At 69.4% G+C, this 12,415-nt stretch carries 14 protein-coding genes; 8 read left to right on the forward strand and 6 right to left on the reverse strand.

Features of this window, described 5'->3' with window-relative positions:
* A complete protein-coding gene (locus ASG60_RS06045; protein ID WP_056168278.1) occupies positions 1-1,092 on the reverse strand; it encodes an AI-2E family transporter in 1,092 nt (363 codons plus the stop codon).
* A gap of 148 nt (positions 1,093-1,240) precedes the next feature.
* Between ASG60_RS06045 and purM the strand changes: the two genes are divergently transcribed.
* Positions 1,241-2,308 (forward strand): phosphoribosylformylglycinamidine cyclo-ligase, encoded by a 1,068-nt coding sequence (purM, locus tag ASG60_RS06050; RefSeq protein WP_056168291.1) that lies wholly within the window; start codon positions 1,241-1,243, stop codon positions 2,306-2,308.
* 13 nt (positions 2,309-2,321) lie between these two features.
* A complete protein-coding gene (purN, locus tag ASG60_RS06055; protein WP_056384499.1) occupies positions 2,322-2,996 on the forward strand; it encodes a phosphoribosylglycinamide formyltransferase in 675 nt (224 codons plus the stop codon).
* Positions 2,997-3,038: 42 nt separating this feature from the next.
* On the opposite strand, the gene ASG60_RS06060 is transcribed toward purN, so the two are convergent.
* Both ASG60_RS06060 and ndk read right to left on the reverse strand, forming a co-directional pair.
* Complete coding sequence (locus tag ASG60_RS06060) at positions 3,039-3,416, reverse strand: hypothetical protein (protein ID WP_056168297.1); 378 nt, start codon at positions 3,414-3,416, stop codon at positions 3,039-3,041.
* 147 nt (positions 3,417-3,563) lie between these two features.
* Positions 3,564-3,986 carry a nucleoside-diphosphate kinase gene (ndk, locus tag ASG60_RS06065; RefSeq protein ID WP_056168300.1) on the reverse strand — a complete coding sequence of 141 codons (423 nt, stop codon included), beginning with the start codon at positions 3,984-3,986 and terminating at the stop codon, positions 3,564-3,566.
* 222 nt (positions 3,987-4,208) lie between these two features.
* Here ndk and ASG60_RS06070 point away from each other — a divergent pair, with 222 nt between their 5' ends.
* On the forward strand, positions 4,209-4,766 hold the full coding sequence (locus ASG60_RS06070) for a DUF2147 domain-containing protein (RefSeq protein ID WP_056168303.1): 558 nt from the start codon (positions 4,209-4,211) through the stop codon (positions 4,764-4,766).
* 53 nt (positions 4,767-4,819) lie between these two features.
* On the opposite strand, the gene ASG60_RS06075 is transcribed toward ASG60_RS06070, so the two are convergent.
* Positions 4,820-5,455: a glutathione S-transferase N-terminal domain-containing protein gene (locus tag ASG60_RS06075; RefSeq protein WP_056384513.1), complete on the reverse strand. Its 636-nt coding sequence runs from the start codon at positions 5,453-5,455 to the stop codon at positions 4,820-4,822.
* Between the two features lie 214 nt (positions 5,456-5,669).
* Between ASG60_RS06075 and ASG60_RS06080 the strand changes: the two genes are divergently transcribed.
* The 5 genes from ASG60_RS06080 (at position 5,670) to ASG60_RS06100 (ending at position 9,671) form a co-directional block, all read left to right on the forward strand.
* Positions 5,670-5,918, forward strand: coding sequence for a hypothetical protein (locus tag ASG60_RS06080; protein ID WP_056384500.1), 249 nt, complete (start codon positions 5,670-5,672; stop codon positions 5,916-5,918).
* Between the two features lie 102 nt (positions 5,919-6,020).
* On the forward strand, positions 6,021-6,437 hold the full coding sequence (locus tag ASG60_RS06085) for a DUF4345 domain-containing protein (RefSeq protein WP_056168308.1): 417 nt from the start codon (positions 6,021-6,023) through the stop codon (positions 6,435-6,437).
* A complete protein-coding gene (locus tag ASG60_RS06090; protein ID WP_056262635.1) occupies positions 6,434-8,446 on the forward strand; it encodes an FUSC family protein in 2,013 nt (670 codons plus the stop codon). Before ASG60_RS06085 ends, ASG60_RS06090 begins: the two co-directional genes overlap by 4 nt.
* On the forward strand, positions 8,446-8,640 hold the full coding sequence (locus ASG60_RS06095; protein ID WP_056168314.1) for a DUF1656 domain-containing protein: 195 nt from the start codon (positions 8,446-8,448) through the stop codon (positions 8,638-8,640). Before ASG60_RS06090 ends, ASG60_RS06095 begins: the two co-directional genes overlap by 1 nt.
* A 2-nt stretch (positions 8,641-8,642) precedes the next feature.
* Complete coding sequence (locus ASG60_RS06100; RefSeq protein WP_056384501.1) at positions 8,643-9,671, forward strand: efflux RND transporter periplasmic adaptor subunit; 1,029 nt, start codon at positions 8,643-8,645, stop codon at positions 9,669-9,671.
* A gap of 415 nt (positions 9,672-10,086) precedes the next feature.
* Here ASG60_RS06100 and ASG60_RS22535 read toward each other — a convergent pair whose 3' ends face one another.
* Together ASG60_RS22535 and gatB are read right to left on the reverse strand one after the other, a co-directional pair.
* Positions 10,087-10,251: a GNAT family protein gene (locus ASG60_RS22535; RefSeq protein ID WP_156398810.1), complete on the reverse strand. Its 165-nt coding sequence runs from the start codon at positions 10,249-10,251 to the stop codon at positions 10,087-10,089.
* A 622-nt stretch (positions 10,252-10,873) separates the two neighbouring features.
* Positions 10,874-12,346, reverse strand: coding sequence for an Asp-tRNA(Asn)/Glu-tRNA(Gln) amidotransferase subunit GatB (gene gatB, locus ASG60_RS06105; protein WP_056384502.1), 1,473 nt, complete (start codon positions 12,344-12,346; stop codon positions 10,874-10,876).
* Positions 12,347-12,415 lie beyond the last annotated feature (69 nt).

Raw genomic sequence — 12,415 nt, forward strand, 5'->3', positions numbered from 1 at the left:
TCAGGTCTCACGGTTGGGGAGCAGCACCGGGGAGCCCGCGTGATAGAGCGGACTCTGCAGGTAACGGCTCAGGGCGAAGCGCACCACCACGCCGATGGAAGCGGCCACGGGCACGGCGAGCAGAAGGCCGAGGAAGCCGAACAGCGAGCCGAAGGCCAGGAGCGCGAACATCAGCCAGACCGGGTGGAGGCCCACCGATTCGCCGACGAGTTTCGGCGAGATGATGTTCCCCTCCAGGAACTGGCCCACCGCGAACACCCCGACGGTGAGCCCGATATGGAGCCAGTCGGAATCGGGCCAGAACTGCGCCAGGGCGACGCCGACGGAGAGCAGGAAGCCGGTGAGCGTCCCCACATACGGGATGAAGGTGAGGAAGCCCGCGATGAGGCCGATGAGCACGCCGAAGTTCAGCCCGACCACGAACAGCCCGACGGCGTAGAAGGTGCCGAGGATCAGACAGACCAGGGTCTGGCCGCGCACGAAGCCGGTGACGGCCCCGTCGATCTCGCGGCCGAGGCGGCGCACCACGGCGCGGTGGCGCGGCGGCACCCAGCCGTCGAGGGCCGCGATCATCCGGTCCCAGTCGACGAGCAGGTAGAACGCCACCACGGGCGTCACCACGAGGAGCGAGGCGATGGAGATCAGCGCCTGACTGCCCGACCACAGGGATTTCAGGAAGGCGAGGAACCACGTCCCGCCCTGCCCCACCAGGGTGCCGACGGAGGATTGCAGGTCGGTCAGGACATCCGCGCCGCCCATGCGCTGCAGCAGCGGGCCGGCCCTCTCCGTCAGGATTCCCTGCAGCCGCGCGACCATGCCGGGCAGGGTCGCGACCAACGCGGCGATCTGGTTGGCGGCGAGCGGGACGACGATGAGGAGCGCCACCACGAGGGCGACCACGAACATCGCCAGGATCAGGAGCGAGGCCGTGAGCCGCCCGAGGCCGAGACGTTCGAGGCGGTCGGCGATGGGATCGAGGAGGTAGGCCAGCGCGAGGCCGGCCACGAAGGGCAGCATCACGTCGGCCAGGAGATAGAGGAGCAGGACAGCTCCGCCGAGTGCCAGACACCCGATCACCGCCCTGCCGCGCATCGGCCGTCCTCCGTCCCGCACGCCGCCCGTGCGCTCACGAGAGTGGGAAGCCGGTGGGGTGCGGTCAAGGTATGCCGCAGAAGACTCGCGAAGGCGCGCGGGAATGGTTAGAGGTCGCCAAAGAGCGGATCGGAAGAGAGCGGCGCGGATGACCGGCGAGCCCAAACACGGAATGACCTACGCGGAGGCCGGCGTCGACATCGATGCGGGCAACGCCATGGTCGAGACGATCAAGCCGCTGGTGCGCGCCACCCGCCGGCCGGGGGCGGATGCCGAGATCGGCGGGTTCGGCGGCCTGTTCGACCTCAAGGCGGCGGGGTTCCGCGATCCGATCCTGGTGGCAGCCAACGACGGCGTCGGCACCAAGGTGAAGATCGCCATCGAGACCAACCGCCACGACACCATCGGCATCGATCTCGTCGCCATGTGCGTCAACGACATCATCGTCCAGGGCGCCGAGCCGCTGTTCTTCCTCGACTATTTCGCCACCGCCAAACTCGTGCCCGGCGTCGGGACCGACATCGTGCGCGGGATCGCGGCGGGATGCCGCCTCGCCGGCTGCGCCCTCATCGGCGGCGAGACCGCCGAGATGCCGGGCCTCTACGACGGCGCCGACTACGATCTCGCCGGCTTCAGCGTGGGGGCGGCCGAGCGCGGCACCCTGCTGCCGCGCGGCAACATCGTGCCCGGCGACGTGGTGCTGGGCCTGCCCTCCTCCGGGGTCCATTCCAACGGCTTCTCCCTGGTGCGCCGCATCGTCGAGAAGAGCGGCCTGTCCTACGACGACCCGGCGCCGTTCGAGCCGATCCGCACCCTCGGTGAAGCCCTCCTCGAGCCGACCCGCATCTACGTGAAGCCTCTGCTCGCCGCCCTGAAATCCACGGACGGGATCAAGGCGCTGGCCCACATCACCGGCGGGGGCTTTCCCGACAACCTGCCGCGCGTGCTGCCCGACGGGGTCGGCATCGCCATCGACCTCGACGCGATCATGCCCCCTCCGGTGTTCGGCTGGCTCGCCGAGATCGGCGAGGTCGCCGAATCCGAGATGCTGCGCACCTTCAACTGCGGCATCGGCATGGTGGTGGTGGTCTCGCCCGACAGCGTCGGCGCGGTGTCGAAGGCGCTGGATCTCGGCGGTGCCTCGCCCGTGCGGCTCGGCCGGATCACGACGCGGGGTCCCGAGCCCGTGACCTTCGAAGGCCGGCTCACGTTTTGACGGTGCCGCGCTGATGATGCCTCCGAAAAAAACCCGGGTCGCGATCCTGATCTCGGGACGCGGCTCGAACATGGCCGCGCTCATCGCGGCGGCCGCGGCGCCGGATTTTCCCGCCGAGATCGTGCTGGTGGCCTCCAACCGGCCCGAGGCCGGGGGCCTCGCCACGGCGGCGGCGGCCGGCATCGCGACGCGCGCCATCGACCACAAGGCCTATCCGAGCCGCGCGGCCTTCGACGCGGCGCTGCACGCCGAACTCGTGACCGCGGACATCGACCTCGTGTGCCTCGCCGGCTTCATGCGGATCTTCTCGGCCGGCTTCGTCGAGGCCTGGGCCGGGCGGATGATCAACATCCACCCCTCCCTGCTGCCCCTGTTCAAGGGCGTGCACACGCACGAACAGGCGTTGGCCGCAGGTGTGCGCCTGCACGGCTGCACCGTGCATTACGTGGTGCCGGAGCTCGATGCCGGGCCCATCGTCGCCCAGGCCGCCGTGCCGGTCCTGCCGGGCGACGATGCCGACGCGCTGGCCGCCCGCATCCTGGTGCAGGAGCACCGGCTCTATCCGGCGGCCCTGGCGCTCATCGCCTCGGGCCGTGCGCGCCTCGACGGCGACCGGGTGGTTTTTTCGGACGATGTGAGCCGGGCGGACGGCGCCCTGCTCAGTCTCCGAGACGAGACGGGTTGTTGAGAAAAAGGGCGGACCGGCGCGGCGGGCCCGCCCTGATGCCGATCAGGCCGGGCGCGGCAGCTGGCAGCTGTCGAGGGCCGAGAGCGCCTTGGCGCGGGCCGAATCGTTGAAGTAGCCGGTGGTGCGATAGGCGACGAGTTCGTTCTGGTCGAGGCTCGCCAGGGTGCGCTGGGCGTAGCAGCCGCACGGGCGGGCGAGGGAGACCTCGGACACGTTCTGGAGCCGGGCCTGCGTCACCGTGCAGGCATGGCGCACGCGACCGGTGAGGTTGCTCGCGGTGGCGGTCTTGAGGGCCGGATCGGGCGTGTAGCCGGCGAGCTCGGCCGTCGGGCCGGCCTTGTTGGCGTTGCAGGCGGCGAGCGCAGCGAGGAGGCCTGCGGCGAGCAGAAGCCGGCCGGTGCGCGGAGCGAGGAGGCGCATGGTGTGAGGGGTCCGTGAAAGCGATTCGGGAAACAGCCCGGTTTCACGGAGCCCTGGTGGCCGCGCAAGGGCAGCGCGGCCACAGCGTGGCGGCAAATACCGCCGCGCACCGCCGCCCCTCGGGACGGCGGTGCGCGGCGAAGGCACTCAGCCGGCGATGTCGGAGTCCTGGAAGAACTGCGCGATCTCGAGCTTGGCGTTCTCGGCGCTGTCGGACCCGTGGACGGTGTTCTCGCCCACCGACTCGGAGAAGGTCTTGCGGATGGTACCCTCGTCGGCATTGGCCGGGTTCGTGGCGCCCATGATCTCACGGTAGCGGGCGATGGCGTTCTCGCCCTCGAGCACCTGCACGACCACGGGGCCGGAGATCATGAAGTCGACGAGCTCGCCGAAGAACGGGCGCTCCTTGTGGACCTCGTAGAACTTCTCCGCCTGGGCACGGCTCATCTGGATGCGGCGCTGACCGACGATGCGCAGGCCGGCCTTCTCGATCACGGCATTGACCGCGCCGGTCAGGTTCCGCTTCGTCGCGTCGGGCTTGAGGATGGAGAAGGTGCGCTCGGTGGCCATGGTTCGTCCGGTTCTGATTCTGTGGCCGGAACTTAAGGCTCCGGCGCCGGGCTTATAGCGGGGGCGCCCCCGCCCCTCAACCCGAGGGTAAAAACCCTTGCCTCACGAGGAAAAACCCTCGGCCATGGCTTGAGCGCAACAGTGCCGGAAATTCGCCCGATTGCGCGGGCTTTCTGGTGTCAACGACACCGACCCCTTCCGCCGTTCGACGGAGACCATCCCATGCGCGTCGCCCTGACTGCCGCCTGCCTTCTTTCCGGCTTCACCATCGCCCAGGTGGTGCCGGCCCTCGCCGCTCCCACCCAGGACCCGTCGGGCACCTGGCTCACCGGCGACGGACGGGCCAAGGTCCGCATCGACCGGTGCGGCCCGGGCGGCGCCAACATCTGCGGCAAGGTGGTCTGGCTGAAATCCCCCACCACCGAGGACGGCGCTCCGCGCACCGACATCAAGAATCCCGACCCGAAGAAGCGCAGCCGCCCTGCCTTGGGCCTTACCCTCCTCGACAACCTCAAGCCCGAGGAGTCGAAATTCTCCGGCGAGATCTACAACGCCGACGAGGGCAAGCTGTACCAGGTGAGCCTGGAGCGTGAGAGCGCCTCCGAGCTGTCGGTCTCGGGCTGCCTCCTGAAGATCCTGTGCGGCTCGCAGACCTGGACCCGGGTGCCAGATGTGAACCAGCAGGCCACCAACGTGGCCGGCGAGGCCGCCGCCCCGGCGCCGAAGCCCGCCGCGAAGGCGGTTCCGAAGCCGGCTGCCAAGGCCGCTCCGGCGGAATAACGGTCCCCGGGGGGCACTGCCCCCCTTGTGTGGAAGGGAGGGTCCCCCCCCTTTCAGATCGCCGCGAACCCGCGCTGCACGGCGGGCCGCGCCAACATCCGGGCGATCCAGGCCTCGACATTGGGCAGGGCGGCGAGGTCGACGCCCTGCTTCTCGTGGTACTTGGCCCAGGGCAGGATCGCGATGTCGGCGATGGAAATGTCTCCCGCGACATAGTCCCGGCCGTCGAGTTGCCGGTCGAGGACGCGATAGAGCCGCTGGGCCTCCGTGGTGAAGCGCTCGATGGCGTAGGGAATCTTCTCCTGCGCGTAGATGCGGAAATGATGGGCCTGACCGAGCATCGGCCCGAAGCCCGCCACCTGCCAGATCAGCCACTCCTCGACCGTCACCCGTGCGCGCTCGTCGGCGGGGAGGAAGCAGCCGGTCTTTCGGCTGAGGTATTGTAGGATCGCCCCCGATTCGAAGATTGTGATCGGCTCGCCCCCCGGCCCGTCGGGGTCGACGATGGCCGGGATCTTGTTGTTGGGCGAGAGCGCGAGGAAGTCCGGCGCCATCTGGTCGCCCCGGCCGATGTTCACGGGTACCACCCGATAGGGCAGGCCACACTCCTCCAGCATGATCGGGATCTTCCAGCCGTTGGGCGTGCTCCACGTGTGTACGTCGATGGGTCGTCCCGGAGCGTGTGCCATGCGGTTCATCCCGGCCAAGGTTCGTCGTGCTTCCTGTGCCGGATCAAACCACAACGCCAGCCGATGGTTGCGGGCGGGGTGCTGGGCGGATCGCGGGCCGGCCTTACATCGGGGAGATTGCTCCGCAAAAGCCTCTTGCCGAACGCTCTGGTTGTGAGTGTGATGCGCCGTGCCCGCCCCATAAGGGCCAACACCGCAATCGAGAGTTGTTACGATGCCGTTCCGCGCCCTCCTCCTGGCCTGCCTCGCCGCCCCGCTCCTGCTGTCCCAGCCGGTCTTCGCCCAGGAGAAGGGCACGGCCGCCAAGGAGCCGACCGTGAGCCAGAGTGCGGCGCGCACGCGCCAGAAGACCTGCGGTGCGGAATGGCGGGCGCTCTCCGTCGCCGACAAGGCCGCCAAGGGCCCGAAATGGCCGCAGTACTTCAGCAAATGCGTGAAGCGCCTCAAGGAACAGAAGGCCTGATCCACAAACACCGGTGCGTCGGGCACCGTAGCGCTTACCCGGGAACGCTTGCCCGTCTGCCCTGTTGGCCGTCGGGCGGCTTGTACGGGACGGGACGGGGCGATGCGGGAACGGCAGGCGTTGCAGCGCGTGGTGGCGGCGGTCGCCCTCGTGCCCGTCGTGTCGGGCCTCTACGGCGTCCTGTTCGGCCTGAGTAGCGGGGGCGGCCTCGTCGATGTCTCCGCCGACAGCCATTACCGCTACCTGTCGGGCCTCCACATGGGCATCGGCATCCTGTTCTGGATCTGCGTGCCGGGAATCGAGGCCAAGGCCGGCCTGTTCCGCTTCCTCACCCTGGTGGTGGCGCTGGGCGGCCTAGCCCGGCTCCTCGGCCTGGCGCTGACCGGCCTGCCGTCCCTGACCATGATGGCGGCGCTCGCCGTGGAGCTCGTGGTGACCCCGCTCCTGTGCCTGTGGCAGGCGCGGGTCGCCGGATCATCCGCGGACGCCCTCGTTCCGGCGGCGTCACGCGTTCCATGAGCGAAGCGACGCAGGACGCGCCCTCCCTCCTCGACCGCACCCTCGCCTTCGCCGACCGGGTGGTGCCGCCGCCCTCCGCCTGGGCCTTCGCCCTGCGGATCTGGCTCGCCATGGTGCTGGCCCTCTACGCGGCGTTCTGGCTCCAGCTCTCGGGAGCCTCCTCGGCCATGGTCTGCGTGGCGATCCTGGCCCAGCCCAAGCGCGGACAGGCCCTGTCGAAGGCGCTTTACCGGTTCGTGGGTACGATCGTCGGGGCCGTGGTGGCCATCGTGCTCATCGCCCTGTTCGCGCAGGACCGGGTGCTGCTGCTGGTGTCGTTCGCGACCTGGCTGATGCTGTGCGTCTTCACCGCCCACTTCCTGCAGGACACCCGGGCCTACGGGGCGATGCTGTCGGGCTACACCGTGGCGATCATCGCCATCGCGCACATCGACGCGCCGCAAGCGGTGTTCGAGGCCGCCGTCGACCGGGTGGCGGCGATCGCCATCGGCATCGTCGCCATCACCTTCATCAACGATGCCCTCGCCTCCCCCAGCACGTGGCGCACGCTGCGCACGCCGCTGGACGGCGCGCTGGAGGCGACCCGGGCTTTCGCGCGCGACACCTTCACGGCAGGCGATCCCGGATCGGAGCGCGCCGGCGCCCTCATCCGCCGCATCGCGGTCATGCGGGGGGACGCCAGTGCCATCGCGGGCGAACTCGACGACGGCCCCAACCGGGCCGCGGGGGCCCGCAGCGCCATCGCGGCCCTCTACGCCATGGCGGCCTCCGCCCGTGCCTTCGGGACCGCCGCCGACCGCGCGCCCGGCCCCGCCGTGGCGGAGGCCCGTGTCCTGTGCCTCGACCTCACCCGCGACGGCGCACGGGACGCGGCCCTCCGGGCGGCCGAACGCCTGCGCGACGGTCTCGCCGACACCGTCGGGCGCGGGGCCGATCTCGGCGAGGTCCTGGCCCTGCAGCGCGCCGTCGATTTCGCCCGGAACGCCGCCTTCGCGCAGGACGGCGCCGAGGCCCTCGACACCGGGAAGCGTCCCTTGCGCGACGTGCCCCTGCCGACCCATCGCGATTTCCCCGTGGCCCTGCGCGGGGCCGCGCGGGTCGGCATCGCGTTCGGGACGACGGCCCTCCTTCTCATCTTCGCGGGCTGGCCGGCCACCTCCTTCGCCCTTGTCCAGGTTGCCGCCACCTGTGCGCTCTCCTCCATCACGCCGGACCCGAAGGCGTTCGCCCGGGGCGTGCTCATCGGCATGCCGCTGGCCGCCCTGTGCGCCGGACTCGTCCTGTTCGGGCTGCTCGCCGGGGTGCAGGGGTTTCCGCTGCTCGCCATCGCCATCGCGCCCGTGGTGTTCGTGGCCTGCTTCCTCAGCCTCAATCCGCCGACCTTCGGTGTCGGCTTCATCCTGCTGGTGTTCTTCCCCGTCCTGCTCTCGCCCTCGAACCCGCAGACCTACGATCCGCAGACGTTCTTCGCGAACGCCCTGCTGGTGGTGATGGCGGCCCTCATCCTGTTCGTCACCGTGCGGGTGGTGCTGCCGATCTCGCCCTCCCAGCACCGGGCCTTCGCCCTCGATTCGGCACGGCGCGCCCTGGTCGATGCCCTGGCCGGCGAGGGCGGCGATGCCACCACCCGGACCAGCCTCAACAGCGATCGCCTCCTCCAGTTCGCGCAATGGAGCTCGAAGAGCGGCGCCGTGCGGACGGCAAGCCTCGACCGGGCCTTCGATCTCGCCCGGATGGAGGCGGCCGCCGCCCGGGCTCATGCGGAGCTCAGGCGTCTCGCGAGCGACCCCGCCCTCGCGGATGCCGCCGGGGCGGCGCGGCAGGCGATCATGGCCGTGGACCGCCGGGCCATCGAGGCGGCGGCGCACGCGCTGCTGGCCGCCGGGCGGGGGACCGCGCGGACCACGCGCCTCGCCATCGCCCGGGCGGCGAGCGATCTCGCCACCATCGCCAACGTCGCCGCGACGCAGGGGCGGTTCCTGCGCCGCCTCGGACTGAAAGGCGCCTGATGCGTTCGGACCTCGACTTCGGCGGCGTTCTCGTCTCGCCCTTCGTCGCCTACGCCGCCGGCGCCCTGGCGATCCTGATGCTCCTGCGCGTCGCCTTCAACCGTCTCCGCTTCAGCCGCTACGTCGCCAATCCGCCGCTCGCGGAGGCCGGCCTCTACGTCTGCATCCTCGCCCTCCTGATCGTGTTCCTGTGACGATGTCCGACGAATCCCGAGATGCCCGCCAAGACGCAGACCGGAAGGCGCAGCCGGCCAAGGCTCAGCCGGCCAAGGCTCCCAAGACGGTAGGCCGGCCCCGGCGGATCCTGCGCCTGTTCGCCACCGGCCTGATCCTGGCCTGCGCCTTCGTGGCGGCGGCCCTGGTCTGGCAATTCTACGTCACCGCGCCGTGGACCCGCGACGGCCGGGTGCGCGTGCAGGTGGCGAGCGTCGCGCCCCAGGTCTCGGGCCAGATCGTCGAGTTGCGCGTCACCGACAACCAAGCGGTCAACAAGGGAGACGTGCTCTACGTCATCGATCCGTTCGATTTCGACGTCGCCATCGCGTCGGCCCAGGCCGAGATGGACAACCGCGAGGCCGACCTCCAAGTCAAGCGCACCCAGGCCGCGCGGCGCGAGGCGCTCACCACCCTGTCGACCTCCGTCGAGGAGAAGCAGCAATTCGCCGGCACGGCCAAGATCGCCGAGGCCGCCCTCGCCTCGGCCAAGGCGCAGCTGTCCCAGGCCAAGATCAACCGCACCCGCACGGAGGTGCGCGCGCCCGTGAACGGCCGGGTGACCAACCTGCTCCTGCGGGTCGGCGACTACGCCACCACCGGCACCGTCAACATCGCGGTGATCGACACCGATTCGTTCTGGATCGACGGCTACTTCGAGGAGACGAAGATGGCCCACATCCATGTGGGCGACACCGTCTCGGCGCAGCTCCTCGGTTACGATCCGATCATCCGCGGCCGGGTCGAGAGCATCACGCTCGGCATCAGCATCGCCAACGCGGCGCCGAGCACGCAGGGGCTGCCCAGCGTCGATCCCGTCTACACCTGGGTCCGGCTCGCCCAGCGCGTGCCCGTGCGGGTGCGCATCGAGGGCGTGCCCGCGGGCGTGACCCTGGTGGCCGGCATGACCGCCACGGTCTCCGTGGGGGAGCCGGGCGTCCACGGACGCAACTGGTGGGCGGCCCTGCGCCAGCGCGTCTCGGGCTGGGCGGCCCCGACCCCGAACCCGTGAAGCGGGTGGGGTGGGGACGGGCGCCAAGACGTTGACCATTCAGGACGTTTCGCGGCGCTCCCTCACTCCGACCGGAGACTTTCGACAAAGCCGGCAAATAGGGGGTTGACGCTTCCCCCCGGCAGTCGCAGTCTGTCCTTGTGCTTCGCCAGTCAAGCACAGACAAAGCAACGAGGTGACCAGCAGCGACGTTTGACGTTCGATTGCGGCCAACCCCGAGTGGGAGACGAGCATGACTCCACCCCAGCAGCACGCTGCGGCGACGATCCGAACTTAATTCGATCCGGATCCGAGCAGCGAAGACACGAATCACGGGACGGAAGCGGTCACCGGGGCGCAGAAGCGGCCTTTACGGCACGACTTCGAACACGCGAAATGCCCCATCTCGACCGCTTCCGCCGCCGGTTTCTCTTGCTCAGCCTTGGCGGCTGAGATCTAAGTTCATCAAGATTTCATCGTAGAAGACGTCGGCGATGTTCAGCGCGCGCGGCTCGATGCCGTATGGCACGAACCCGGCGGCTTCGTAGGGCCGGATCGCGCCGTGATTGGCGGCCTCCACGGACAACCCCACATCGTCCACGCAAGTCTCCGCATAGGTGGTTCTCCGCATAGGCGGTCACGGCCGCGATGAGCGGCATGCCAACGCAGACGCCGCGTGCGTCCGCGCTGACGAAGACGCCCCACGAAGCGCCACCCACAAAGTGCCCTTGGTGGCGGAGCTTGGGCGCCTCGGGCACGTAGAGTGCCGCGCCTCCGACCAGGTCCGCCCTCCCCGCTCCAGGCACCGAATACGGCTTGGATCTCCAGGGGCCACGGCGAACCACGCGAGCGGCTGTCTGGATTCCACCTCCCCTGACGCGCCGAACGCCTCCGGGTGCCGGGTAAGGCATCGAGACGCACGGCGTGGAAAGCCGGCGTATCGGCCGGCCGAGATGGCGGATCGTGAAAGCGGATGCCGGGCTCAACGCGTCATCCCCTCGCGATGAAGCTGGTCTCGTCCCGCTTGCGGCTACCGGATTCACACGACTGCGTTTTTCCAGAAGCAGGGCGCGGCCCTCTTCCCACAGGGGGAGGAGGGCCGCATCGCGCTGAGATGTGTGGATACAATGGCCGCTGGCGGGGAGAGGGAATGCGCACCGAGGGCCTTCACGCCCACCCGCGCCATCTGCAGCCCTACCCTCGTGGGGAGGGCAGCGCGCCTCCTACTCGATGCCGAGCTTCGCCTTCAGCAGGGCGTTCACCGCTGCCGGATTGGCCTTGCCGCCCGTGGCCTTCATGGTCTGGCCGACGAACCAGCCGAGGAGGGTCGGCTTTTCCTTGGCCTGTTGCACCTTGTCGGGGTTCTTCGCGATGATCGCGTCGATGGCCGTCTCGATGGCGCCGGTGTCGGTCACCTGTTTCATGCCGCGCGATTCGACGAGCGCGCGCGGGTCGCCGCCCTCGGTCCAGACGATCTCGAACAGGTCCTTGGCGATCTTGCCGGAGATGACGCCCTCGCCGATGAGGTCCACCACGGCACCGAGTTGATCCGCCGAGACCGGGCTCGTCTCGATGCCCTTGCCCTCCTTGTTGAGGCGGCCGAACAGCTCGTTGATCACCCAGTTCGCCGCGGCCTTGCCGTCGCGCCCCTTGGCCACCGCCTCGAAATAATCGGCCGAGCACCGCTCGGCGATGAGCACCCCGGCGTCGTAGGGGCTGAGCCCGTAGGCCTCGATGAAGCGCGCCTTCTTGGCGTCGGGCAGTTCGGGCAAGCCCTCGGCGAGCCGATCGACGTAGGCCTGGTCGAACTCCAGCGGCAACAGGTCGGGATCGGGGAAGTAACGGTAATCGTGCGCCTCTTCCTTGGAGCGCATGGAGCGGGTCTCGCCCTTGCCCGGATCGAACAGCCGGGTCTCCTGGGAGATGGTGCCGCCATCCTCGATGATGGCGATCTGGCGCCTTGCCTCGACCTCGATGGCCTGGCCGATGAAGCGGATCGAGTTGACGTTCTTGATCTCGCAGCGGGTGCCGAGCGGGTCGCCGGGCAGGCGCACGGACACGTTCACGTCGGCCCGGAGCGAGCCCTTCTCCATGTCGCCGTCGCAGGTGCCGAGGTAGCGCAGGATGGTGCGCAGCTTGGTCACGTAGGCGCGCGCCTCCTCCGACGAGCGCAGGTCGGGGCGCGAGACGATCTCCATGAGGGCGACGCCCGAGCGGTTGAGATCGACGAAGCTCTGGGTCGGGTTCTGGTCGTGGAGCGACTTGCCGGCGTCCTGCTCGAGGTGCAGCCGCTCGACGCCCACCGTGATCGTCTCGCCATCGGGCAGATCGACCAGCACCGTGCCCTCGCCGACGATGGGGTCCTTGAACTGGGAGATCTGGTAGCCCTGCGGCAGGTCCGGGTAGAAGTAGTTCTTCCGGTCGAACACCGAGCGGTGGTTGATCTGCGCCTTGAGCCCGAGGCCCGTGCGCACGGCCTGGGCGACGCATTCCTCGTTGATCACCGGCAGCATGCCCGGCATGGCCGCGTCCACCAGGGAGACGTGGTCGTTGGGCTCGCCCCCGAATTCCGTCGCGGCGCCGGAGAACAGCTTGGAGCGGCTCGTGACCTGGGCGTGGATCTCCATGCCGATCACGACCTCCCAATCGTGCAGGCCGCCCTTGATGAGTTTTTTTGGGTTCACGGCTGCGGTCATGATGGCCCAGGTTCAGCGTTGCGGAGCGCGGGTGAGCGCCGGAAGGGTGCAAGTCATCGAAGGTGGAAG

Origin of the sequence: Methylobacterium sp. Leaf469 (genome assembly GCF_001424745.1) — a bacterium.
In the GTDB taxonomy this organism is placed as follows: Bacteria; Pseudomonadota; Alphaproteobacteria; order Rhizobiales; family Beijerinckiaceae; genus Methylobacterium.